General features: G+C 59.8%; 25 protein-coding genes. 9 read left to right on the plus strand and 16 right to left on the minus strand.

The genetic code is table 11. The features are described from left to right. Window positions 1-3: 3 nt before the first annotated feature. Both BUC26_RS23415 and BUC26_RS13825 read right to left on the minus strand, forming a co-directional pair. Window positions 4-141, minus strand: coding sequence for a hypothetical protein (locus BUC26_RS23415; protein WP_153307082.1), 138 nt, complete (start codon window positions 139-141; stop codon window positions 4-6). 4 nt (window positions 142-145) lie between these two features. Continuing rightward, a complete protein-coding gene (locus BUC26_RS13825) occupies window positions 146-1,243 on the minus strand; it encodes a deoxyguanosinetriphosphate triphosphohydrolase (protein ID WP_073377111.1) in 1,098 nt (365 codons plus the stop codon). A 278-nt stretch (window positions 1,244-1,521) separates the two neighbouring features. On the opposite strand from BUC26_RS13825, the gene BUC26_RS13830 reads away from it, so the two are divergent. Further along, complete coding sequence (locus tag BUC26_RS13830; RefSeq protein WP_073377017.1) at window positions 1,522-3,252, plus strand: DUF342 domain-containing protein; 1,731 nt, start codon at window positions 1,522-1,524, stop codon at window positions 3,250-3,252. 60 nt (window positions 3,253-3,312) lie between these two features. Continuing rightward, window positions 3,313-4,590: an MFS transporter gene (locus BUC26_RS13835; protein ID WP_073377019.1), complete on the plus strand. Its 1,278-nt coding sequence runs from the start codon at window positions 3,313-3,315 to the stop codon at window positions 4,588-4,590. 10 nt (window positions 4,591-4,600) lie between these two features. Here the strand turns inward: BUC26_RS13835 and BUC26_RS13840 are convergent, their stop codons facing one another. Then, complete coding sequence (locus BUC26_RS13840; protein ID WP_073377020.1) at window positions 4,601-5,311, minus strand: hypothetical protein; 711 nt, start codon at window positions 5,309-5,311, stop codon at window positions 4,601-4,603. Between the two features lie 171 nt (window positions 5,312-5,482). On the opposite strand from BUC26_RS13840, the gene BUC26_RS13845 reads away from it, so the two are divergent. Next, window positions 5,483-6,442, plus strand: a complete 960-nt coding sequence (locus BUC26_RS13845) for a hypothetical protein (RefSeq protein ID WP_073377022.1) — start codon at window positions 5,483-5,485, stop codon at window positions 6,440-6,442. Beyond that, window positions 6,439-7,023: a DNA-3-methyladenine glycosylase I gene (locus BUC26_RS13850; RefSeq protein ID WP_073377024.1), complete on the plus strand. Its 585-nt coding sequence runs from the start codon at window positions 6,439-6,441 to the stop codon at window positions 7,021-7,023. Before BUC26_RS13845 ends, BUC26_RS13850 begins: the two co-directional genes overlap by 4 nt. A gap of 52 nt (window positions 7,024-7,075) precedes the next feature. On the opposite strand, the gene BUC26_RS13855 is transcribed toward BUC26_RS13850, so the two are convergent. From BUC26_RS13855 to BUC26_RS13880, 6 genes are all read right to left on the minus strand, one after another. Beyond that, a complete protein-coding gene (locus BUC26_RS13855) occupies window positions 7,076-7,267 on the minus strand; it encodes a ferredoxin (protein ID WP_073377025.1) in 192 nt (63 codons plus the stop codon). Between the two features lie 84 nt (window positions 7,268-7,351). After that, entirely contained in the window at window positions 7,352-7,672 is a 321-nt protein-coding gene (locus tag BUC26_RS13860) for a cupin domain-containing protein (RefSeq protein ID WP_073377027.1), read from the minus strand. A gap of 400 nt (window positions 7,673-8,072) precedes the next feature. Continuing rightward, window positions 8,073-9,149 carry a peptide-methionine (R)-S-oxide reductase MsrB gene (gene msrB / locus BUC26_RS13865; protein ID WP_073377029.1) on the minus strand — a complete coding sequence of 359 codons (1,077 nt, stop codon included), beginning with the start codon at window positions 9,147-9,149 and terminating at the stop codon, window positions 8,073-8,075. A 62-nt stretch (window positions 9,150-9,211) separates the two neighbouring features. Continuing rightward, window positions 9,212-9,535, minus strand: a complete 324-nt coding sequence (locus tag BUC26_RS13870; RefSeq protein ID WP_073377031.1) for a hypothetical protein — start codon at window positions 9,533-9,535, stop codon at window positions 9,212-9,214. Between the two features lie 143 nt (window positions 9,536-9,678). Then, the gene (locus BUC26_RS13875; RefSeq protein WP_073377033.1) at window positions 9,679-10,746 is read right to left on the minus strand and encodes a sensor histidine kinase; all 1,068 of its coding nucleotides are present in this window, start codon (window positions 10,744-10,746) and stop codon (window positions 9,679-9,681) included. A gap of 4 nt (window positions 10,747-10,750) precedes the next feature. After that, window positions 10,751-11,455, minus strand: a complete 705-nt coding sequence (locus BUC26_RS13880) for a response regulator (RefSeq protein WP_073377034.1) — start codon at window positions 11,453-11,455, stop codon at window positions 10,751-10,753. A gap of 361 nt (window positions 11,456-11,816) precedes the next feature. Here BUC26_RS13880 and BUC26_RS13885 point away from each other — a divergent pair, with 361 nt between their 5' ends. The 3 genes from BUC26_RS13885 to BUC26_RS13895 all read left to right on the plus strand — a co-directional run bounded on the left by BUC26_RS13885 (window position 11,817) and on the right by BUC26_RS13895 (window position 14,067). Further along, window positions 11,817-12,587 carry a glucose 1-dehydrogenase gene (locus tag BUC26_RS13885; protein WP_073377036.1) on the plus strand — a complete coding sequence of 257 codons (771 nt, stop codon included), beginning with the start codon at window positions 11,817-11,819 and terminating at the stop codon, window positions 12,585-12,587. A gap of 195 nt (window positions 12,588-12,782) precedes the next feature. After that, window positions 12,783-13,088 (plus strand): hypothetical protein, encoded by a 306-nt coding sequence (locus tag BUC26_RS13890; protein WP_073377038.1) that lies wholly within the window; start codon window positions 12,783-12,785, stop codon window positions 13,086-13,088. A gap of 49 nt (window positions 13,089-13,137) precedes the next feature. After that, window positions 13,138-14,067, plus strand: coding sequence for a MinD/ParA family ATP-binding protein (locus BUC26_RS13895; protein WP_073377040.1), 930 nt, complete (start codon window positions 13,138-13,140; stop codon window positions 14,065-14,067). A gap of 11 nt (window positions 14,068-14,078) precedes the next feature. Here the strand turns inward: BUC26_RS13895 and BUC26_RS13900 are convergent, their stop codons facing one another. The 4 genes from BUC26_RS13900 to BUC26_RS13915 all read right to left on the minus strand — a co-directional run bounded on the left by BUC26_RS13900 (window position 14,079) and on the right by BUC26_RS13915 (window position 16,623). Then, on the minus strand, window positions 14,079-14,975 hold the full coding sequence (locus BUC26_RS13900; protein WP_073377042.1) for a DMT family transporter: 897 nt from the start codon (window positions 14,973-14,975) through the stop codon (window positions 14,079-14,081). Between the two features lie 13 nt (window positions 14,976-14,988). After that, entirely contained in the window at window positions 14,989-15,204 is a 216-nt protein-coding gene (locus BUC26_RS13905) for an RND transporter (protein ID WP_073377044.1), read from the minus strand. Window positions 15,205-15,223: 19 nt separating this feature from the next. After that, a complete protein-coding gene (locus tag BUC26_RS13910; RefSeq protein WP_073377045.1) occupies window positions 15,224-15,697 on the minus strand; it encodes a ferritin family protein in 474 nt (157 codons plus the stop codon). A gap of 164 nt (window positions 15,698-15,861) precedes the next feature. After that, window positions 15,862-16,623 carry a competence/damage-inducible protein A gene (locus tag BUC26_RS13915; protein WP_161949861.1) on the minus strand — a complete coding sequence of 254 codons (762 nt, stop codon included), beginning with the start codon at window positions 16,621-16,623 and terminating at the stop codon, window positions 15,862-15,864. A 224-nt stretch (window positions 16,624-16,847) separates the two neighbouring features. Here BUC26_RS13915 and BUC26_RS13920 point away from each other — a divergent pair, with 224 nt between their 5' ends. Next, entirely contained in the window at window positions 16,848-17,861 is a 1,014-nt protein-coding gene (locus BUC26_RS13920) for a type I glyceraldehyde-3-phosphate dehydrogenase (protein WP_073377049.1), read from the plus strand. A gap of 1 nt (window position 17,862) precedes the next feature. Here BUC26_RS13920 and BUC26_RS13925 read toward each other — a convergent pair whose 3' ends face one another. Next, the gene (locus BUC26_RS13925) at window positions 17,863-18,678 is read right to left on the minus strand and encodes a TatD family hydrolase (protein WP_208609798.1); all 816 of its coding nucleotides are present in this window, start codon (window positions 18,676-18,678) and stop codon (window positions 17,863-17,865) included. Beyond that, entirely contained in the window at window positions 18,675-19,196 is a 522-nt protein-coding gene (locus BUC26_RS13930; protein WP_073377051.1) for a nitroreductase family protein, read from the minus strand. Before BUC26_RS13930 ends, BUC26_RS13925 begins: the two co-directional genes overlap by 4 nt. Window positions 19,197-19,283: 87 nt before the next feature. Here BUC26_RS13930 and BUC26_RS13935 point away from each other — a divergent pair, with 87 nt between their 5' ends. After that, the gene (locus BUC26_RS13935) at window positions 19,284-19,889 is read left to right on the plus strand and encodes a hypothetical protein (protein ID WP_073377052.1); all 606 of its coding nucleotides are present in this window, start codon (window positions 19,284-19,286) and stop codon (window positions 19,887-19,889) included. A gap of 41 nt (window positions 19,890-19,930) precedes the next feature. Here BUC26_RS13935 and BUC26_RS13940 read toward each other — a convergent pair whose 3' ends face one another. Continuing rightward, window positions 19,931-21,943, minus strand: a complete 2,013-nt coding sequence (locus BUC26_RS13940; RefSeq protein WP_073377054.1) for a molybdopterin-containing oxidoreductase family protein — start codon at window positions 21,941-21,943, stop codon at window positions 19,931-19,933. Window positions 21,944-22,137: the final 194 nt, after the last annotated feature.

Raw genomic sequence — 22,137 nt, forward strand, 5'->3', positions numbered from 1 at the left:
TCGCTATTCTCCCGCCGGCGTCGCATCGACGCCGGCGGAGAGGAAGATTACCTGCGGATCACCATTTAAGCAACCGTTTTCCGGTCCGTACCGGGCCGAAGCGCCATCGGCCGGGCCCAGCTGCCGCAGTTCGATGATCAACGCGCTACCTGACACTCCACGGCTTGGGCAGAAAGAGATACTCGTAGATACCGAGCGCGTAGCGATCGGTCATGCCGGCGATGTAGTCGCAGACCCGGCGATGCGCGGTCTTCTCGCTTGGCCAGTCACGACTCTGCTCGTCGACCAGCCATTCGTCACCGACCCGCGTGACCAACCCGTTCTCCATGAAATAGCCGTAGAGTTCGCGGATAATTCGCTGGGCCTTGACGAATTCCTGGTGTACCCAGTAGTGACGGTAGACGTTATCGTAGAGAAAGGAGCGCAGCGCGGTAATTGCCCCGAGCATCGCCTCGCTGATATGCAGATCCCCGTCGTCGGCGGTCAGCGTCTCGACGATGATATCACGGACCATACTGCCGATGCGCCGGGAATGCTTTTCGCCGACCACCCGGGTAATCGCTGCCGGCACACTGTTGTCGCCGAGGATGCCGGCGCGCTGGGCATCGTCGAGGTCATGGTTGACGTAGGCGATGATATCGGCCACCCGCACCACCTGGCCTTCCAACGTTACCGCTCGCTCGGTCCGGCGGGCGGGGATCAGCTCCTTGTTGCTGCCCTTGGAGTGGCGGATGATGCCGTTGCGCACTTCGAAGGTCAGATTCAGACCGCGGCCCTTGTTTTCCAGGAAGTCGACCACCCGCAGGCTGTGCACGTAATGACGGAAGCCGCCCGGGTGCAGTTCGTTGAGCGTCGCTTCACCGGCATGGCCGAACGGCGTGTGCCCGAGATCGTGGCCGAGGGCGATCGCCTCGGTGAGCGGCTCGTTGAGGCAGAGCGCAGCGGCGATGGTGCGGGCGATCTGCGAGACCTCAAGCACATGGGTCAGCCGGGTCCGGTAGTGATCACCCATCGGTGCGAGAAAGACCTGGGTCTTGTGCTTGAGTCGGCGAAAGGTCTTGGAATGGATGATTCGGTCCCGGTCGCGCTGGTACGGCAAACGGATATCGCAGAGTTCTTCCGCCTCGGCGATCAGCCGGCCGCGCGAATCGGCATTACGGGCCGCGTACGGGGAAAGGACCAGATCCTCGCGCTCCCCGAGCTGCTTCTTTATCGATCTGCCGATTACCGGGGTAAAGCTCATCGCCATCCGTCGTATTAGTGAGGGAAATCTCCGTAGTTACCTCTGTCCCTTTACCATACCTGCCTATTTGTGCAAGGCAGAAGCGTATCGCTCGCTAGCTCCGGCAGCGCTGCTGGTCTCCGGCGCAGCGCGACGGGCCATCTACACCCGCCTGATAAACCGGTCATTTATCCTTGCTGTCCGGCAGGTTGTCGTTTACAGTCTGACCAGATCTGTCGCGAAGCCAACCCCCGCCAACTCTCTCATAACAACCGGCCCCCGTTGCCCACGATGGTGTCATGACAGCGAAGGACGTGTCCATTCTGGCGGCAAAGATCCTGGAGCCAACCTTTCACTTCACCCGAAAGCGGCTCGGAAAAGACGATGGCGCCAACGAATCGGTGGTTGTTGCCGAACTGGTCCGTCCCGGCCAGGTGCTCGTCGACTTTCCCGACTTCGAGCGATTTGCCGCCAAGGGCTACGAAAAACAGCCGCTCAAGGTCGGCCCGCACTCTGAACTTTCCGCAGATGGGCTGCGCCTGCACGCCGCCGCTTTCGGCTACCCGAAAGTTGAAGAACTGGCGGACAACAGCGGTCGCCCGGTCCTTGCCATATCACTTATCCCGCTGGTCAGAGTCTCGTTCGACAAGCTCCGCGCGATCCTGATCATTCAGCCGACCATCCCCGGTCTGCCCGGTTTGCAGAACCAGGATCTGGCGCAGCTGCTGGCCGAAGCCGGGATCCTTAGCGGACTCGACAATACGGCCCTAGCCGAAGCGCGCCGGATCATCGGTGCCGGGGCGCCGGAAATCAGTGAAATCGTTATTGCCGAAGGCCGGCCGCCCGGCCCCGGCACCGACGCTTCGCTGTCGTTCCGCATCGATATCGGACCGATCGCCGGACAGTTGCGCGACGACGGCAGCATCGACTTCCGGGAGCGCAGAATCATGGTCGGCGTGCAGCGTGATCAGCTGATCGCCGTCAAAGAGCCGGCCGTGCCGGGCAGCCCCGGCAGCAACGTCCTCGGCGAGGAGATCGAACCGAAAAACGGCCGGGACATCACCGTCTTCGTCCAGGGAGACGCCGTCTATTCCTCGGCAACCAACGAGGTCAGGGCCGTCAAGGATGGTGTGTTATCGGTTATCAACAACAATACTATCAAAGTGCTCGCTCACCAGGTGGTGCCCGGCGATGTCGATTTTGCCACCGGCAACATCGAATCCAACGGTGCCCTGACCATCAACGGATCGATCCATCCCGGTTTCAAGGTGTTCTGCGTCGGCGATCTGAAAATCGGCGGCAGCGTCATGTCCGCCTCGGTCACGACAGAGGCCAACGCAGTGATCAAGGGAGGCATCACCGGCAAAAAGAGCCGCATCACCAGCGGCGGCGATCTCGATATCAAGTTCATCGAGCAGGGCGTCATCGATGCCGGCGGCCTGGTCGTCGTCCGCAGCCAGGCCTACTTCAGCCACATTCGCTCGCGCTCCGATATCCGCTGCCACCCGCTCAGCAAGATCATGGGCGGCTCGTTGATCGGTGCCGGCTACCTCAGTGTCGGCACCGTCGGTACATCGAAAAGCGAACCGTCGCTCCTCGGCGCCGGCATTGACCCCGAACGCCTCGATCTCTACGAGGCCACCCAGCAGGAACTGCGGACCAGGCAGGACGAACTCATCCAGTGGCTGCAGATGCACGGCAGCGCCAAATCGAAAAAGGTCCGCTCCATGGAAGCGGCCATCGACGAGACTAAACTGCGCCTTCTGACGCTCAACCTGATCCCCGGAACCGATCTGTACTCCCGCGGCACCAAGGGCGCCAACCGCGACGAGGTCGAGGAGATCAGCCCACTCTATCACCAGGGGATCGACATCGATGCTATCCGGATCATGGTCCTCGGCACGATTCACGCCGGCTGCACGCTGTTGCTCGGCAACCGCTCACTGGTACTACCGCAACCGGTCGCCCGCCGGCAGTTCAAGCTCTCCGCCGACATGAAGCGGATCATCTCCCTACCGCTGCGCGGTTGAGCCGGGAGCTGTCATCGTGATCGCCGCCCGCCCGTCAATACCTCCGGAGCCATTGATCCGATGAGCAAACCGGCCATCTCGGCAACGCCGCTGACCAGGGAAGAGCGCAGCTGGGTGCTCTATGACGTGGCGAACTCCGCCTTCGTGCTGGTCATGATCACCGCGATCATGCCGATCTACTTCAAAGATATTGCCGCCCGGGGCATGCCCGCCGCAGAGTCCACCGCCTACTGGGGATTTGCCAACGCCGCCGCCTCGCTGATCCTGGCCCTGCTCGCCCCGGTCCTCGGCGCCCTGGCTGACAGCCGCGGCCGAAAAAAGGCCTTCTTCTCCTCATTTCTCGGGGCCGGTCTGCTGTTGACAGTCGCCCTGGCCTTTGTCGGCTCCGGCCACTGGCTGCTCTGCCTGACGCTCTTTGTCCTGGCCCGCGTCGGCTGGGCGGGGGCCAACATTTTCTACGATTCCTTCCTCGTCGACGTCACCACGTTGCACCGCATGGATGCCGTCTCTTCCCGCGGCTATGCCTACGGTTACATCGGCAGCGTCATCCCGTTTCTGATCGTCATCGGTCTGATCCTATCGGCCGGCGCTGCCGGCGACACGCTGCCGGCGCCGCAGGCCCGGGTCGGCTTTATCGTCGTCGCCCTGTGGTGGCTGATCTTCTCCTTGCCGGCCCTGCGCGACCTTCGTCAGCGCCACTACGAGCCTATCGCCGACCCGGTGGTCAGCTCCAGTTTCCGCCGGCTGCTGACCACCCTGCGTGACATCCGCAAACACCGGCAGGCCTTTGTCTTTCTGATCGCCTATTTTTTCTTTATCGACGGGGTCGGTACCATTATCAGCATGTCAACCGCCTACGGCCGCGATCTCGGCTTCGGCGTGACCCTGCTGATCGCGGTGCTGCTCGTCATTCAGGTGGTCGCCTTTCCCTTCGCGTTGCTCTTCGGCAGACTGGCCGCACGCTTCGGCACGAAAAACACGCTGCTGGCCGGTATCACCGTCTATTGCCTGATCACCCTGCTCGCCTTTCTGCTGCCTTTTATTGCCGACCCCGCCGGCAAGATCGCCCTGTTCTGGTTGATCGCCCTGCTGGTCGCATCGTCGATGGGCGGTATTCAGGCATTGAGCCGAAGCTATTTCGGCAGGCTCATACCACCGGCAAAGAGCGCCGAATTTTTCGGTTTCTACAACATCTTCGGTAAGTTTGCGGCCATTTCCGGACCGCTGCTGATGGGTCTGATCACTCGGGTGACCGGCGACAGCCGGTGGGGCGTGCTGAGCATCCTGCTGCTGTTTGCTGTCGGCGGCTGGATCCTGAGCAGAATCAAGGAAGATTGATGGTGGGCGATTATGCAGAACTGCGAGCGTCGAGGCAGATCCGTCCGAGGAACCATGCGATCAGGAAATAACCGGCCAGCGCCAGTGCGGCAATCCGCGGATAGACCTGGCCCGGCTGTTCCGAATAAATCAACAGATAGGTGACCAGCACCGGTACCTTGTCCAGATGGGCGACGGAAAAAACGACCAGGACCAGTCGTCTCATCAGGTCCGGTTTCTCCGGGCTCGTCCCCTTGCTCGCCCGATAGAGCAGCAGCAGGGCCACAGCCGTTCCTGCCAGAAACACACAGACACCGGTCAAAACCATCAACTCAATGGTCCCGGCCTGCAGTGTGCGGCGCATCTCGTCGGAAGGAAACCAGAACAGGACTGGCAGGAAGATACTGCAGAGGTAGATGAGCAAACCGAACCCGAACTGCTGCCAATGTTTCACCTCGAGCGGCTCCTCGGTGGCCGGCCGGCCCCGCTTCACCAGCAGCCAGACGATAACCGGCACAAGGCCGACACCAATCAGGAAAAACGGCCAGGACTCACCGGGGCCGGCGACGGAGAAGGTCACCGTCGGGTCATTGGGCGGCAGCAGGAAGAGAATGCCGAAAAAGAAGGCGGCAAGCATCCCGAAGCCGACCAGCAGGCCGCTCATCACCCGCAGCAATCCGGCGCCGTAGCACACTCCCGCCACCAGCGAGGTAAATGCCGCCAGCAATATCCTGACTACCATCTCCGTCCCCCGAACGTTGTTCCGTCTTTCCGACGGCTGCCTCCGACGCTCACCGCATTCCCTCCGGCAGCATAGCCGACCTGCGGCAGACTCGTTTGCATATTGACATTATTGCTCAAGCATCTAATATGTCCAGGTCATGTTAACCATTGTATACCATTTCAACAAGATATGATTCTCAGTCTGCTGCTCGCCATCGCCGGCGCCATCGTCACCGCTATTCAGGTGGTCTTGCTCCATCTGCAGGGCTCCGGCATCTGTCTCGACGAAGGATGCCGGATCGTCGACAGCATGACCACCGTGGAACCGCTCTATTTCAACCTGGCCGGTCTGGGGTTTTTCCTGATCGTCGCCTTCGGACTGGTCCAGGCCCGGCGCGGATCGGACACCTGGCGGGGTTTCGTCAGCCTGCTGCTGCTGGCCGCCCTGGCCGCCGAGGCGGTGCTGTTATCGTTTCAGATGGATATAGCCCAGATCTACTGTTCCTATTGTCTGGCCATCCTCTCTCTGATCGCCCTGTGCAACCTCTTTCTCGGCCTGAAACAGCTGGCCAAAGGGATCATCATCTTCTCCTCGGTCATGCTGGCTTTTGCCAGTCTGGACTTCGGCGCCGCAGGCGACCGTTCGATTTCTCTCGACAACGGGACCATGGCGCGTTTTGAACCGGGAGCAGACAGTGAGCACCAGTATGTCCTGTTCTTTTCCTCCACCTGCAATCATTGCGAGACGATCATCGAAGAGATGGAGACGAGTTCGCGCTGTGCCATTGCCTTCAACCCGGTGGATACCATTACCACCTTCACCTTTCCCGGCGTGCACTTCACCAGCGGTTACCGCCCGCAGATCAACCGTGATTTCCTGAAAAAACTCGACATCACCGAGGTACCAGTGCTGCTCAGCAGGGAAGCGGAACGGATCACCATCGTCAGAGGGGAAAACGCCATCAGGGATTTTCTGCGAAAACAGTGCGCCGCTGCTGAACCGCTGCAGCCTCCGCCGACCCGGATCGGTCAATCGACGCTGTCCGACCTACCGTTGCCTCCTCAGGACGACGGCTGCTCCATCCTGTCCGATTGCGAGCCGCAGCAAAGCGCTCCGCTCACCCCGGATCAATCGCCGGCCGGTCAGTGAACGAGGAACTGACCCGCTGCAACTGGTGCGGCGACGACCCGCTCTACCGTGCCTACCACGATTTCGAGTGGGGCGTTCCCCGGCATGATGACCGCATCCTTTTTGAAATGCTCGTCCTGGAAGGTGCCCAGGCTGGTTTGAACTGGTTGACTATCTTGAAAAAACGGGACCATTACCGGCGGGCCTTCCACGGTTTTGCTATCGAAGCCGTCAGCCGCTTCGGCCAGGTGGAAATTGAAGCGTTGTTGCGCGACGAGGGGATCGTGCGCAACCGGCGAAAAATCGAGTCCGCAGTAAAAAATGGCCGCGCCGTACTGGCAATACAAGAGGAATTCGGCAGCCTGGATAGTTTTCTCTGGCAATTCGTCGATTACCGTCCGCAACAGAATCGATACCACACTATCGACGAGATCCCGAACCAGACCGAAACTTCTCGAAAGCTGTCCCTGGCGTTGCAGAAACGGGGCTGCAGCTTCGTCGGTCCGACAATCTGCTATGCCTTCATGCAGGCCGTCGGTATGGTCAACGACCACACACTGAACTGTTTCCGTTACGAGCAGGTCCGACAACTCGCCGATTGAAGGACCAGGCCGGAAAAAGCTGTCGCCTCTTCCGGCCTGACTTCCATACCGGTTACTCGTAGGTTATACACTCGGCCGGACAGGACGCGACCGCTTCATCGACGCAATCGTCCCCAGTTTCTTGCCCTTCAATGACGTACGCCTTGCCGGCATCGTCATCAAACGCGAAGACACTCGGGCAGGTCTCGACACAAGCCTCGCAGCCAATGCATTCTTCCTGATCGATAACTACTGTTTTTGCCATGGTACTTCCTCCTCGAAGATGAATATGATGAGAGTCCTGCAACGGGCACCACGTCCACCGCAGGACCGTCTGTCAGCCTACCGATCAGATCGGCGGGGCAATGGTCACAACAATCCGCATCCTCTCCACGGCGCGCACACCGTGCGGTTCCCGGATTTGAGATACAAGAATATCACCTTGTTTCGCCGGCAGTTCGACGCCGTTGTCCCCCAGGAAAAAGCCGCTGCCGTCAATCACCTGGATCGACAGCTCACCATCGAGGTCGTGGGAGTGAATGGGAAAGGTCACTCCGGCGTCCAGGTTGAAATTGATAATCTTGAAATGCGGCGAGTCCTCGACCAGAAAAAACCGTTTCATGGCTCCAGGCGTAAACTCGTTCGTCTCGTCGAGTTGTATTACTTTCATGCACACCTCCTCTCGTGGTTCCGGCAAACCACCTGCCGTCCGCTGTCCGGGCCATTGCAAGCGCTTCGCCTCTTTGATTGTGTTGAGGATACCATGAACAGGTTCGGGAATCCTTGACTTTGGTCAAAATTGACGAGACCGGCAACACACCAGCAAAATAATAACCATTTCCATGAAGTTTGCCGCTGCAAAATGTGCATGCGCACAAAAAACGCCTCTCCGCGTCGCCAGGATTGACCGTTTACCGGCCGCAATGGCGCCTTCCGCCTGACGGTAACGCTTGCCCGCGGTTCATGCAGGGGCGAGGCACGCTGCCCCGGAGCGCAGCGCCTCGTCTTGAGAAAAACGGTCGGCAGGTGGTACCCTCATCGGCTCCCTGCCCGCACCGGTTCATCCTGCTTCACTGCTGAAAGCGCTCGGCAAACGGTGCATAGCCCTCATCTTCGAGACGTGCCGCCGGAATAAACCGCAGCGCCGCCGAATTGATGCAATAGCGCAGCCCGGTCGGCGGCGGACCGTCGTCAAAAACGTGGCCAAGATGCGAATCGCCATTTTTGCTGCGCACCTCGGTGCGCACGGTAAACAACTGGCGATCTTTCTTTTCAAGGATATTTTCGGCAACCAGCGGTCGGGTAAAACTGGGCCAACCGGTGCCCGAATCATACTTGTCCTGGGAACTGAACAGTGGTTCGCCGGAAACGATATCGACATAGATCCCGGCCTGTTTGTTGTCCCAATAGTCATTCTTGAAAGGCGGCTCGGTCCCGTCCTGCTGGGTGACCCGATACTGTAGCGGGGACAGCCGCTCTTTCAGCGCCTTGTCTTTCATGTCCTGCTTCCCTTTCTGTTCTCCCCAGACCCGATCGAGAAAATCATCACGGCCGGAACGCGACCGGTAAAATTTGTAACGAAGGGGGTTTTCCTTGTAATAGTCCTGGTGATACTGTTCGGCGGCGTAAAACGGTTTCGCCGGCATGATCGGGGTCACGATCGGCTTGTCGAAAATGCCCCTTGAACCAAGCGCCCGCCGGGACTCTTCGGCCAGCCGGCGCTGCCGCTCGTCATGGTAAAAAATCGCCGTGGTATAGCCATGTCCCCGGTCAACGAACTGCCCACCGGCATCCGTTGGGTCTACCTGCCGCCAATAAACATCAAGCAATTCTTCATAGCCGATCTTTTGCGGATCGTAGCTGACCTCGACAACCTCAAGATGACCGCCCCGCGCGTAATTCTCGTAGGTGGGGTTTTCAGTGTGGCCACCGCTGTAACCGGACGTCACCGAGACCACCCCGTCGAGTCGTTCGAAGGGGCCCTCCATGCACCAGAAACAGCCGCCGGCAAAGGTCGCCGTGGCCAGATCCCGGTTTTGCCCGACGGCTGGCTGCTGGCCGGGTTGCTGGACTGCCATCGTGTTCACTGCCACGATGCCGACGACGCTGAGCACGACACAAAAGATAAATAAACCAAAAAGTTTCATTGCTGACCTCCTCTTGTTTACCGGGGCCCCGATGTCGCCACCGGGGCCCCGGTTTACCGATGTCAGTGCATCATTTTTTTGTCGCCCTGTGCCCCACTTTCTATCTCCTTGTTCATGTCGTCCGCAGCCCCTTGACGCATCTCTTCGGAATCCATCTTTTTTTCCATCTCACCGGGCATCGGCTCAGGCATCCCGGAGGCCATCTCTTCTTTCATCATCTCCGTGTTTTTCTCAACCATGGCTTCCGGCATGGCGCCCTCACTCGGCATCATCGTTCCACCGGCTTCCTTCATACCGGTATCAGCCGTCAGGCCGTTGCCCGGCCCTGCCAGCAGCATGCCCATAACAAAAACCACAATCAGGGTGAACATCTGTGTCTGTTTCATCGTCCTGCCTCCTTATAACTGGTTTCGCGTATCAGCAAGAGGGCCAATCCCTCTTGTTGATACGCTAGCCAGCGGCCTTAAAGGACGATTAATGAAGAGGTAAAGATTGAATAAAGGTCCCCTAAAGAAGTAAAGACCGGGATTCAGCAGGGCATGACCAGCCAGATGTGGGTTTCGCCGGGAGCGCTTTCGGCACCGACTCGACCGCCGTGCGCTTCGATCAACTCCCGGGTAATGGCCAGGCCGATACCGGCACCACCGCGACCTCTCGACCGCGAACGATCGGCGCGAAAAAATCGCTCGAAGATATAAGGGAGATCCTCGGCAGCAATGCCCGGACCACTGTTGGCGAAGTCCACTTTGAATCCTTCGTGAACCCGGTCGATGGTGATCGTCACCCGGCCATCGGCTGGTGTATAGTTCCAGCAGTTCTCGGTGAGATTGAGCAGGGCCTGGGACAGCTTGTCACGATCGGCCATGACCGAACGTTCTTCAGGACTGAACCCCGTCTCGACCCTGATGTTTTTTTCCCGAAAATTGAGCTGATGCAGAGCGAGCACCTGCTCGACCAGCGCAGTCAGATTGACCTGTTCCTTCTTCAAATAGGCCCGTGCGGCATCGGCCCTGGCGAGCCGCTGCAGGTCGTCCACCAGATGCACCAGCCGCAGATTCTCCTGCTGCAGCATCCGAAACGTTGCCGCCGTCGGTGGGATAACCCCGTCGTTAAGGCCCTCCAGATAACCGCGCAGATTGGTGAGCGGTGTCCGCAGTTCATGAGCCACATCGGCGACCATGGTCTTGCGCAACCGTTCGATCCCCTCGAGGCTGTCGGCCATCCGATTGAAGGCAAGACCGAGCTGGCCGACCTCATCGGTGGTGGTTACCTCGGCCCGCGCCGAATAGTCGCCGGCAGCGACCTCCCGGGTCACCGCAGTCATCTGGGACAGGGGCCGGAGTACCCGGGAGGTCAATAGATAGCTGAGCACAAAGGCCAGCGCCAGCGCCGCTAATCCGGCCCATATCAGGTAAAAATGGATCGACGAGAGAAACATCCGGTGGATTTCGTCCGGGGAGACATCATAGACTTCCATCAACGCCATAAAATACTTGGCTGCAAGTTTATCGATCGCCAACCAGACAATCAGAAAGCTGACTCCGATGACCGGAAAAATATTGGTCAACAGGAGTTTCCACAGCAACCGGTTCTTCATCCGCTCATTCCTCGTCCCGGTCGGCAAAGCGATATCCGAAACCACGTACAGTCTCGATCAACTGCGGTTTCGCGGGATCGGTTTCAATCTTCTGCCGCAGGTTGCCGATGTGAACATCAATGACTCGTTCAATCACGCTTTCGCCGTGTTCGTAAAAACGGTCGAGCAGGGTAGCACGGGAAAACACCCGCCCGGGAGCCGACATCAGGGTAAACAACAACTTATACTCCGAGGCGGTCAGGTTGACCGGCTGGCCGTTCCGGGTTACCCGACATTTGTCCGGATCCAGGACCACTCCACCCTGGGACAAAATTCTGTTTTGCCGGGCGTTTGACGGCGCGGTCCGGCGCAAAATGGCCTTGACCCGCGCTACCAGTTCCCGGGGACTAAACGGTTTGACCAGATAATCGTCGGCACCGAGTGACAGCCCGAGCACCCGATCAAGCTCCTCCTCTCTGGCGGTCAACATCAAGATCGGCACGTTGGACGTTTTGCGCAACTCGCGGCAAACTTCCCACCCATCGATTTTGGGCAGCATCACGTCAAGGATAATGAAACCGGGGGAGCGTCGACGGGCCACCGCCAGCGCCTGCTCACCGTCATAAGCGGCCAGCGTTACAAAACCCTCTCTTTCAAGATAGGTGGCAACCAGTGCCGAGGTGTTGGGATCGTCCTCGACGATGAGGATCGGCTCGCTCATATCGACCATGACCGGTTCTTCCTCCGGCAGTTGTTCGAGTTAACGGTTCCGGGCCGGCGAGAGCTCCGCATCGGCGCTGACCGACGACCTGCCGGCCGGGTCGAGTCGGCCGACTGCGGCGAGTCGGTACGATGTCGAAAACCCGATCACACCTCTTGTCTCAGGAAAACCGCAGATTTTAGGACGGTTGGGCAGGGTCGGCCGGGAACCACGGATAAAAGATTGAAATCAGCAGGCGTCCATTGGATACTTTCCGGTAACCTGTCCGGAGGATTCCTGCTTTTTCTCCGGTATACTATGACAACGATCACGTACCGAGACAAATGTTCTTTTGTCCACCACCACCCCGCAGTTTTCTTCCGGAGGCGTCATGATCGATCTCACTGAACGTATTATCGTCGTTACCGGCGGCGCCCAGGGCATCGGCCGGGGTATTGTCGAAACCCTGCTGGCAGCCGGCGCCTCGGTGGTCATCGCCGATCACGACCAGGAGGCGGGTGAGGAACTGCTTGAGGTACTGGCACAGCCGGATCGTCTGCTGCTGGTGCCGACGGACGTGCGCCTGGAACCGCAGATTGAACGGTGCCTGGCCGAGGCCATCAAGCGGTTCGGCGCCATCGACGGCCTGGTTAACAACGCCGGTATTGCTTCCCCGGGACGCACCCCGGTTACCGAATTGAGCTTGAACCAGTGGGAGCTGATGATCACTACCAACCTGACGAGCAGTTTCCTGACCGCCAAGCATGCCGCCCCCCATCTCAGCCAACGGCAGGGCGCCATAGTCAATATTTCCTCGACCCGGGCACTGCAGTCGGAGGCCAACACCGAGGCCTATTCCGCCGCCAAAGGCGGCCTCGTGTCACTGACCCATGCTCTGGCGATCAGCCTCGGCAGCCGGATTCGCGTCAACGCCATTCTCCCCGGCTGGATCGATGTCGGTCCCTACCGGAAAAAAGCAGTACGGTGCGAACCGGTCACCGATCCGGAGGAACACCGGCAACACCCGGCAGGCAGAATCGGCACACCTCGCGATGTAGGCGCACTGACCGCTTTCCTCCTGTCCGCCGACGCCGGTTTCATCACCGGCCAGGCCTTCGTCGTCGACGGCGGCATGACCAGGAAAATGATCTACCGCGATTAATTTCTCGGGACCGATCATCGATCGGTCCCGGTTCGGGGCGGGCCCGTTGGAAGCCGCCGCACGCCGATAATCTGTTGCGTGAATGGCCTGGCTACTAAAGGATCGGCCGGAATCTCCCGATACAGCTACAACTGCCGGTGTCGTTGGTGACCCGGCTCCTGCCGGGAAAACGGGGGAAGGGGAACCTGCGTCTTCATGAAATTCTGCGCCGTCTGTGAAAAACCGCTTGATTTTCAGGAGTTTCTCGATGGAGACGTGTGCACGTCCTGCCGGCAGCAACAGCAACGCACGGCTGCAAAACCGGCCGAACGGGAACTCGATATCGAGACGCTGCTCGATACCACGCTGAGTCTCTCCGGCGACAAGGTGGAATTGCGCTCACCGGAAGGCTGGGTGCTGTGGACAGCCGGCGCCGGCCAGCAGCAGCGCTTGCGTGCCATCCTGGCCGGGGCTCAGAGAATTCTGGAAATTCGGCGCAAACGCAGCAGGAATAAGCCATGACGGCAGGCAACGACAGCCGGACACAACCGAACCATCACGGATAACGATCATGTCGATTATCATCTCCATCGGATCGGGCAAGGGCGGAACCGGAAAGTCGACCATCGCCGCCAACCTTGCCTGTGTGCTGGCCCGCAGTGGCCGACGCGTCTGCCTGGCCGACCTGGATCTCGGCGGCGCCGATATCCACATTCAATTCGGCCTGTTCGAGCCGCCTCGGACGCTTACCGACTTTATCACCAGACGGTGCGACTCCCTCAACGAGGTTCTGCAAACGCTCGATACCGTCCACGGACTGCAACTGCTGGTCGGTACCGGCGACACCCTGCAGACCGCCAATATGAACTACCAGCAGAAACAACGATTGCTGCGCGGTCTGCAGACCATCGACTGCGACATTCTGATCCTAGACACCGGCGCCGGCGCCAACTATCACGTGCTCGACTTTTTCATGGCCGCCGATATCCAGGTCTGCATCACCTGCCCGGAAGCAACGGCGATCTTGGATTTTTACCGGTTTCTGCAATTAGCCACCATTCGCAAAGCGTTGTCGAGTTTTCTGTCCGGCAGCGAGGTTGGCACGGCGCTGCGGGAGCACTCGTTCGAGACTCTCGATCAGGTCTTTACTCTGGCCGAAGAGACCCAGCCGGGCGCTCGGCTCAAGGCACGGGAGGCGCTGGAATTTTTCAATCCGCTGTTGATCATCAACCGGGTCGGCAACAACGCCCGCCTGAACCAGATGAAACTGCGCACATTGGTCGCCAAATACCTCGGCGTCAATCTACCCGATCTGGGCGAAATCCCCGAGGACCAGTCAGTCGGACGGGCGCTGCGCTCATTTCTGCCGGTTTGCGAATACGCGCCCGACTCCCCGTCGGCACAGGCGATAGCAAAGATCGGCACCCGGCTGGGCAAAGTGGTCGACCTCTATGAGACCAAGCGACGTGCTGCGGCCGATAACCCGGCTGAATCCGGCTGAGCCGTCCGCGGCTATCCCTTTCGGACCGGCAGGCGCCGGCGCTGCAGGATAAAGAGGTTGCCGAGCAAAATCAAGCCGACTCCGGCAGCGGCGACGATCGACCAGCGATAATCCTCCCAGATCGTCGAAATAGTCAGCGCGACGATCGGAAAAAGCAGTGTTGAATAGGCGGCTCGATCGGCACCGATCGAACCGATCAGGGACAGGTAACAACCGAAGGCAATCACCGAACCGAATAGGGCAAGGTAGACGAGTGAACCGACATAGGCCGGCGACGGGTCGAAGGTAAACGGTGTCGACGTGGCCAGCGCGGCGAGCACCATCACCAGCGCACCATAGCCCATACCAAAGGCGTTGGTCTGAATAATCGGCAGCGAATTCATCTGGTTTCTGGCCGACACGATATTGCCGAGCGAGGCGAACAATGTGGCCACGACGCAAATCAAGGCGCCGCGGAACCCCTCGTCGGCCAGGGAAAAAGCGGCAATCTCATGATGGAAGACGAGCACGATGCCGGCCAGGCCCAGGGCTGCACCGATCACCACCCGTGAATCGATCGGCGTTTTCAGAAATAGCGCCCCGTTCAGAATGTTCATCACCACGATCGTTGAGAAAATAACTGCCGCCAGACCGCTGGCGATATAGAGTTCGGCGATATAGAAAAGCAGATAGTTGCAGCCGAAAAGCAGCACCCCCTGCAAGAAGATGAAGCCGTGATCCCGCAGGGAAAAACGCATCGGCAGGCGTCTGATCCGGCACCAGGCCAGCAGGATGAGCGCTGCCAGCAGAAAGCGGTACGCCACCGAAACGATCGGGGCGACACTGCCAAGCTGCAGTTTAATACCGATCCAGGTCGATCCCCAGATCAAGACGGTGGCCAGATAAAAGAGCAGGTTACGCATCGGCATGAGGGAAAATCCTTCAGCGGACAGCCTTGCTGTCGCGGGCGAGGAGACGGAGCGCAAGCAGGACGAACGGAAAACCGTGAAGCATGAGATCAAAGATGTCGACCGGCCTGGTCAGCGTGCCGCCGGCCAGCATTTTAAGCTTTTGCCAGAGATGCGGTTCGGGAACGAACGGCGCCAGGCCGAGTGTCAAACAGAGGATGACGAGCAGCGAGATCGGCAGACGTTTCATGACCGGATCATACCTGAACTCAGAGGCCGACAGGATCGCTATCGGCCAGTTCGGCAATTTGTTCGGCGTGCCGACGCTCCTCTGCGATAATGACTTCCAGGTGCGACTTGACCTCAACATCTTCGATCATGCTGTGCAGGAATTCGTAGAAAAGCGCGGTATCTTCTTCGAAGATACGCGACTGTTCGAGCGAATCCTCGACGTCACGCACCTGCCGCAACTCCTGCTGGTCCAGCGAAAAGGTCTGGTTGGCAACCATCTCCTGAAGCAATCGTCGGCCCATCTGCTCCAGTTCCAACTCGTCGCCGCTCAGGTGCCTGTTTGAGCGAATCGAGGAGAACCACTCGGCATGCTCCCGCTCATCGTCGGCCATTCGCGTGAACAACGCGGCGATTTCCGGCTGATCGGCAGCGGCGGCGGCCCGGCGGTAGGCCTGTTCGCCGTTTTTTTCTATCTGAATGGCAATTTCTCGAATATCGTCAATGGTAAACATGGCTCTCTTCCTTCCCTGATGTCCGGCAGGCGATGATTCTGCTCCCAGTCGGGGTGCACATGGTCGGTCACACCTATCGTTTCACGATTCCGTACACGGACCACCTATCTACCAATGATTGTACACCATGACAATAGGAGATCGATAGCGGGGCCGCCTCATCATCACGCTGTTTGAGGTGTCAGTCCCCGTTTCTCCAGTTCGCCTCGCAGCCAATCCATGGCCCGGTCTACCGATCCATCCGGTCCGCGCACGCCGATCTCGACCAGCCAGCGCCCATCCTGTGGAAAACGTGGCAGGCTCGACACCCTGACATCGCTAAACCGCCGCTGGACATCCGTCAACAGGCCGATCAGCTCGCTCTCTCGGACATCGGCTACCGCCATTGCGGCTAACCGGTGATGTGGCCCGATACTTGTCTTGAAGCGGGTTGCGACGACCCACTCGAGCATCGGCCAGGCCATTTCCGGAAAACCTGGCAGACAAAAAATGGTACCGAGAGAAAACCCGGGAATGTTATTGAACGGATTGGGGATCAGATCGGCTCCCACCGGCAGTTCGGCCATCAGGACCCGGTTCGGATAGGCCTCGCGGCCGAACTGATTCTCAATCATCCGTAGCGCTTCGGGGTGGCGGACGAGAGCCCGTTCATGCGCTGCCGCCATCGCCTGGCGTGTCAGGTCATCGGGGGTGGCGCCGATGCCGCCAAAACAGAAGCAGACCTCACCCCTGGCCCGGATCGCCCGGAACGTCTCGATCAACAGTGCTTCGTTGTCACCGACGTAGTTGACCCAGCTCAGATCGACACCGATAGCGGAAAAATAGGCCAACGCCCACGGGAAATGTTTGTCGGTCCGTCGACCAAGCAAAAGTTCGTCGCCGATGATCAGTAGACCGACACCGGTCAATGCGTGTTCACCCTTCACGCCACAACCTCCTTTTTCCATTTGCCGCCAGCACGAAAATACTCTGCCACCTTTGGCGGGCTTGGTCAAGAACCACCGCCGAGCGCCCCCGTGTCGAACTCAAGTATTGAAATATGTGCCCCGATGCAGGTATATCGGAAGGCATGAAACACCCCGGGGAAGAGATCCGGGCCTGTGCGGGATCTCTTCTCATTTCGTCAACACTCCAGTGTGAATAACTCGTTATGAATATCGCCATCAACGGTTTCGGCAGGATCGGACGCTGCATCCTGCGAGCCCTCTACGAATCCGGCCGGTCTGTAGAGATGAAGATCGTCGGCATCAATGAACGCTACGGGATCGAGTCATGCGCCCATCTGACCCGCTTCGACTCAACCCACGGCACTTTCAGCCGGGAGGTCGCCATCGATGGCGACTTCCTGGTCATCGACGGCGACCGGATTCGCATTCTCAACCAGCCCGACCTCAGCCGCCTGCCCTGGGAGGAGCTGGCCGTCGATGTGGTACTCGAGTGCAGCGGCAGCTTTGTCGAACGGGAGATTGCCGCCCGTCACCTGACCGCCGGAGCCGGCAGGGTCATCTTCTCCTGTCCGGCCCGGCCCGACGTCGACGCGACCATCGTCTACGGTCTCAACCACCAGATTCTCGGGCCCCAGCACCGGATCATCGCCAACGCCTCCTGCACCACCAACTGCATCAGCCACCTGATCAGGATCATTGACGAACAGTTTGGCATCGACAGCGGCGTCATTACCACCGTGCACTCAATGATGAACGACCAGCCCGTTATCGACGCCTACCACAATCCGGACCTGCGCAAGAGCCGGAGTTCGAGCAACTCGATCATTCCGGTCACCACCGAACTGGCCCGCGGTATCGACCGGGTCTTTCCCGAACTGGCCGGACGCTTCACCGCCGTGGCCTTTCGCGTGCCGGTGCTCAACGTGTCAACGATGCAACTCACTGCACTGGTCAAACAAACCCCATCGGTGGCCGCGATCAATGCCCTGTTCAGTAAAGCGGCACGCCAGGATTTAGCGGGCATCCTCGGCTATACCGAGTTGCCCCTCGTTTCCTGCGATTTCAACCACGACCCGCACTCGGCGGTGGTGGACGGTAGCCATACGAGCATCAGCGGCGGCCGCATGGTCAACCTGCTGGCCTGGTTCGACAACGAGTGGGGCTACGCCAACCGGATGCTCGACACCGCGGCAGCGCTCCAACAGGCAGCGGACTAACTTACGTCAACCGCAGCAGGGTGCGGGCGGTCCGGCTGGTCGTTGCCGCCACCAACCGCGGTTCCTGGTCTCGCAATCGGGCCAGGCAGTGTAAAATCTCGGGCAGAAATTCCGGACTGTTGCGCTCGTGTCGATGATGGGCGGGGGGAATGTCGGGGGCGTCGGTCTCGAGCACCAGCGCGCTGAGCGGCAGGTCGGCGACCACTCCCCGCACCCGGTTAGCTCGCTGATAGGTGATGGTGCCGCCGACCCCGATGACGAAACCGAGATCGATATAGCATTGGGCCTGCTGCCGACTACCGCTGAAGGCGTGAACAATGCCGCCACGACCAAAACGCAGCCGCCGCAGGACCGCCAACACCTGGTCATGGGCCTTACGGGCATGAATCAATACCGGCAGGCTGGCCTGACGGGCAATGCGCAGTTGTGCCTCGAACAACTCGAGTTGCCGGCGCCGCAGCGTCTCGCTCGGCTGCTCCCAAAAATCAAGACCAATCTCGCCGACCGCTACCACCTCGCCGGCCTCTATTCGCCGACTCAATTCTTCCACATCTCCAGGGCCGTGTCGCTGCAGGTAGAGCGGGTGCAGGCCGAGGGCCGGACGGCAGCCGCTTTCCAGCCGGCACACCTCGAGCAGGCGCGGCCAGCCGGCCCGATCGACGGCGGGCAGGATCAATTCACAGACACCTGCTGCCGCCGCCCGCTGTCGGACCAGGTGATAATCATCAACAAACTCCGCGACGTCGAGGTGACAATGGGTATCGATCAGCTCCGCGAGCGCGGCCGATTCGCGGCACGACGAGCCGAACCGGTTCAAGGAGCACCAAATCGCTCGCGGTGAATGGCCTCCGGCCGGAAACGATCGGCCGTCTTGAAGCTCCCGTCGCTCGGCCAGCCCACCGGAACAATGGCAAAGGGAACAACCCGTTCGGGAATGGCAAAGGTCTCCCGGCACTGCGCCATTCGTTCCTGGCGCGGGTAGACTCCGGTCCAGACGGTGCCGAGGCCTTCAGACCGAGCGGCAAGCAGGATATTCTGCACCGCAGCGCTACAGTCTTGCACCCAGAAATCGGGCCATTTTTTGCCTTCCGGATCGCCGCAGACAATGATAGCCACCTCCACCTGGGTGATCATCTTGCAGTAGGGATGAAATGAAGGCACCGCGTCGAGAAGCTGCCGATCGCGGACCACGATGAACTGCCAGGGCTGCTGGTTGCCGGCCGACGGGGCGAGCATGGCCACCCGCAGCAACCGCTCGATCAACGCATCGGAAACCGGTCCGGGACGATAGCTGCGGACGCTACGCCGGGTGGTCAACACTTCATAGGTATCCATGTTGTTTCTCCTGTACTGCTGGGTGAAATCAAGTATAATGGTGAATAATCAACGATATGCACCGACAACCATAATCATTGCCGAGACATGCGCAAAGCACCTCTGTCACGAAAAGAATGGCTGGTCCTGCTGGCCACGCTGCTGCTCTTCATCGTGGTACTGTCGGCAACGGGACTCTATTTCCGCAACAAAAACGCCAAACCGACCGATCCGATCGAGCAGTTGACCATCGTCGAAGGAGTGATCGCCCCGGCTGACGGAGGGCGGGAAGAACCGGAAAAACCGTCGACAACGCTCGGTTCGTCAACTTTTTTCCTCAAACCGAGCGCCACCGAATTGATCGCCGCGCTGCGCGAGTCCGGACCGCTCGACAGCGAACTGCCGGCCGAAGAAGATCCCCCGTTGCAAGTCGTCTGGCCCGGCTATTTCTTCTCGCTGCAGGAGGATAAAACCGGCCTTGGCATCGTCCACCTCGATGTCGATGAAAACGGCTTCGGCACGATCCTGCGCTGCCTGGTCAGTTTGAGCGACTATCCGGAATTGCGCACGCTGGAGCAAGGCCGGAAAATCTGGGTGGCGGGCCGGGTGGTCGGCATCGATCCGGCCGGCGCCGGTATCATCACCATCGACGTGCAATACATCCGTTTTGACGACGAACTGGAGCAAAGACTGGTCCCTGGAGACACGCCGTAGACGCCCCTCCCTTGTCCCCGAGAACAAGGCAGCCGGCCCGTCTAACTCATCGCCTCGACATCGACCCGTGCTTCGTGAAACAGCGCGCCGCCGCCGACGTCCGAGCATTGTTGCGACACCAGGTCGTTGATCGCACCAGCCCGCTCCGTCACCTGCCAATAGATCCCCTCGGCAACGACCAGTCCGGGCTGGGTGGCCTCGGTGACCACCGCCCGCCGTTCGATGCGGCCGCGAAAATTATGAACAGCCACCGTCGCACCGTCAACGACCCCACGCTGCTGTGCGTCCAGCGGATGGATCAGCACGGTGCCGCTCTCCTGCCGATAGCGTTCACCGAAGGTGGAATTGAGAAGTCGATCGATGGGTGGAGTGATCAGTTGCAGCGGGAAACGGCTGACCAGGTCGGGATGGTCGAACTCACTGCCGGCGAGCAGGCAGGCATGGGGCGGCAGGGCCGGATCGTCATCATTGACAAACCGATAGCTAGTTCCGGTCCGGGTAAATCCCGAACCACGCTGTCGACCGCGCACAGACTCGACGGTGCAGCCGTCCCGGAAGTCATCGGGCAGCGCACCTCCCTCCAGTTCGTCGATGGTTTCCAGGAAGGACCGGATACGCTCGTCCACACTCTGCTTAAATACCGGGTCGTCGTAGCCCATTTTCCGGGCCAGGGTCTGAAAGAGGTCGAAATTGCTGATCGTCTCGCCGGCCGGCTGAACCACTTGATCGGCAATGCCGAGAAAAAAATGGCCGTAGGAGCGATAGACGTCGCGGTTTTCCAGGAAGGTGGTGGCCGGAAGCAACAGATCGGCATAACGGGCGGTGGGGGTCATCACCTGCTCATGCACCACGGTGAACAGATCGTCGCGGGCCAGCCCCCGCCGTACCGTGGTCCCGTCCGGAGCGACGCTGGCCGGATTGGCGTTGTAGACGATCAGACCGTGAATCGGCGGAGCGGCGGCAGTCAGCGCCCGGCCGAGATGGATCATATTGACGGTGCGCGGCTCGCCGCGGAGCAGCTCCGGGTGTTGCAGGGCGGCCGGATCACCGCCGAAGGCTCCGGAGAAGAGCAGCACCCCGCGGCCCGGCTGACCATCGTAGAGCCCGAGCGCGGCGGCCAGAGCGGTAATAGCCCGAACCGCCATGCCGCCTCGACTGTTTCTGGTCAGGCCGACCCCGATCCTAAAAAACGTCCGTGGCTGCTCGGCCAGCAGGCCGGCCAGCCGCTCCATGTCGCGGCGCCCGAGGCCGCTCTGCTCTTCGAAGTACTCCAGCGGCACCGACTGCAGATAATCGGCCAGTCGCCGAAAACCGCTGGTCTGTTCGTCGATGAACTGCTGGTCAAGCCGCTTCTGCTCGATCAGGATGCGCAAGATCCCCAGGGCCAGGCCACTGTCACCCCCCGGTTTAACCGGCAGGTACTCGTCGGCATGACGGGCCGTATCGGTACGATAGGGGTCGATGACCAACAATTTTGCGCCGGCCTTGCGGGCCCGGCTGACATAGGACCAAAAGTGCATGTTGGTCACCCGGATATTGATCCCCCAGGCGACTATCAGCGAGGACTCGGCGGCAATCTCCGGCGGACTGCCGCCGACCGAACCGCAGCCGAGCTTCCATGCACCGCTCGCCGCCACCGAGCAGATGGTCTGCCGGATTCGGGTGCAGCCGAGACGGTGAAAAAAAGGAAAACCGGCAAAGCGGTTGACCATGCCCATGTTGCCGGCATAACAAAACGGCATGATCGCCTCGGGACCATGGTTCGCGGTGATGTGCTGCAAACCTTCGACCAGGCGTTGCCAGGCCTCGTCCCAGCCGATCCGGGCAAATCGGCCCTCCCCTTTGGCGCCGACCCGCACCTGGGGGTAGAGAAGGCGTTCCTGCCCGGAGAGGCGCTCTGGAAAGCGGCGCATCTTGCGACAAATGACGCCGCGGGTATACGGATGATCCGAATCGCCGGCCAGCGAGACCACCCGGTTATCTTTCACTGTGGCCAGCATCGCGCAGCTGTCGGGACAGTCGAGTGGGCAGACGGTTTTCTTGACGGTTTGCATATAATTCGGTTTGATAGAGAATCGGTGGACGATGGTGTCCGGTTAACCGTCCATTAGGGAGCGGTTTTCGGTCAAACAGAGTCCAGTATAATTCGGAGCGCTCTGCCAAACGATGAAAATTCGTGTCCGGCAGTGGTAAAACCGTCGATTCTGCCGCCGGCGGTTGACCAGCAATCCTTTAGCGGTGCTGAAGA

Origin of the sequence: Desulfofustis glycolicus DSM 9705 (genome assembly GCF_900130015.1) — a bacterium.
Lineage (GTDB): Bacteria > Desulfobacterota > Desulfobulbia > Desulfobulbales > Desulfocapsaceae > Desulfofustis > Desulfofustis glycolicus.

Coding starts and splice junctions, on each gene's coding strand:
- BUC26_RS13825 (WP_073377111.1), bottom strand. CDS start 1,243: ATGAGCTTTACCCCGGTAATCGGCAGATCGATAAAGAAGCAGCTCGGG.
- BUC26_RS13830 (WP_073377017.1), top strand. CDS start 1,522: ATGACAGCGAAGGACGTGTCCATTCTGGCGGCAAAGATCCTGGAGCCA.
- BUC26_RS13835 (WP_073377019.1), top strand. CDS start 3,313: ATGAGCAAACCGGCCATCTCGGCAACGCCGCTGACCAGGGAAGAGCGC.
- BUC26_RS13840 (WP_073377020.1), bottom strand. CDS start 5,311: ATGGTAGTCAGGATATTGCTGGCGGCATTTACCTCGCTGGTGGCGGGA.
- BUC26_RS13845 (WP_073377022.1), top strand. CDS start 5,483: ATGATTCTCAGTCTGCTGCTCGCCATCGCCGGCGCCATCGTCACCGCT.
- BUC26_RS13855 (WP_073377025.1), bottom strand. CDS start 7,267: ATGGCAAAAACAGTAGTTATCGATCAGGAAGAATGCATTGGCTGCGAG.
- BUC26_RS13860 (WP_073377027.1), bottom strand. CDS start 7,672: ATGAAAGTAATACAACTCGACGAGACGAACGAGTTTACGCCTGGAGCC.
- msrB (WP_073377029.1), bottom strand. CDS start 9,149: ATGAAACTTTTTGGTTTATTTATCTTTTGTGTCGTGCTCAGCGTCGTC.
- BUC26_RS13870 (WP_073377031.1), bottom strand. CDS start 9,535: ATGAAACAGACACAGATGTTCACCCTGATTGTGGTTTTTGTTATGGGC.
- BUC26_RS13875 (WP_073377033.1), bottom strand. CDS start 10,746: ATGAAGAACCGGTTGCTGTGGAAACTCCTGTTGACCAATATTTTTCCG.
- BUC26_RS13880 (WP_073377034.1), bottom strand. CDS start 11,455: ATGGTCGATATGAGCGAGCCGATCCTCATCGTCGAGGACGATCCCAAC.
- BUC26_RS13885 (WP_073377036.1), top strand. CDS start 11,817: ATGATCGATCTCACTGAACGTATTATCGTCGTTACCGGCGGCGCCCAG.
- BUC26_RS13890 (WP_073377038.1), top strand. CDS start 12,783: ATGAAATTCTGCGCCGTCTGTGAAAAACCGCTTGATTTTCAGGAGTTT.
- BUC26_RS13895 (WP_073377040.1), top strand. CDS start 13,138: ATGTCGATTATCATCTCCATCGGATCGGGCAAGGGCGGAACCGGAAAG.
- BUC26_RS13900 (WP_073377042.1), bottom strand. CDS start 14,975: ATGCCGATGCGTAACCTGCTCTTTTATCTGGCCACCGTCTTGATCTGG.
- BUC26_RS13905 (WP_073377044.1), bottom strand. CDS start 15,204: ATGAAACGTCTGCCGATCTCGCTGCTCGTCATCCTCTGTTTGACACTC.
- BUC26_RS13910 (WP_073377045.1), bottom strand. CDS start 15,697: ATGTTTACCATTGACGATATTCGAGAAATTGCCATTCAGATAGAAAAA.
- BUC26_RS13920 (WP_073377049.1), top strand. CDS start 16,848: ATGAATATCGCCATCAACGGTTTCGGCAGGATCGGACGCTGCATCCTG.
- BUC26_RS13930 (WP_073377051.1), bottom strand. CDS start 19,196: ATGGATACCTATGAAGTGTTGACCACCCGGCGTAGCGTCCGCAGCTAT.
- BUC26_RS13935 (WP_073377052.1), top strand. CDS start 19,284: ATGCGCAAAGCACCTCTGTCACGAAAAGAATGGCTGGTCCTGCTGGCC.
- BUC26_RS13940 (WP_073377054.1), bottom strand. CDS start 21,943: ATGCAAACCGTCAAGAAAACCGTCTGCCCACTCGACTGTCCCGACAGC.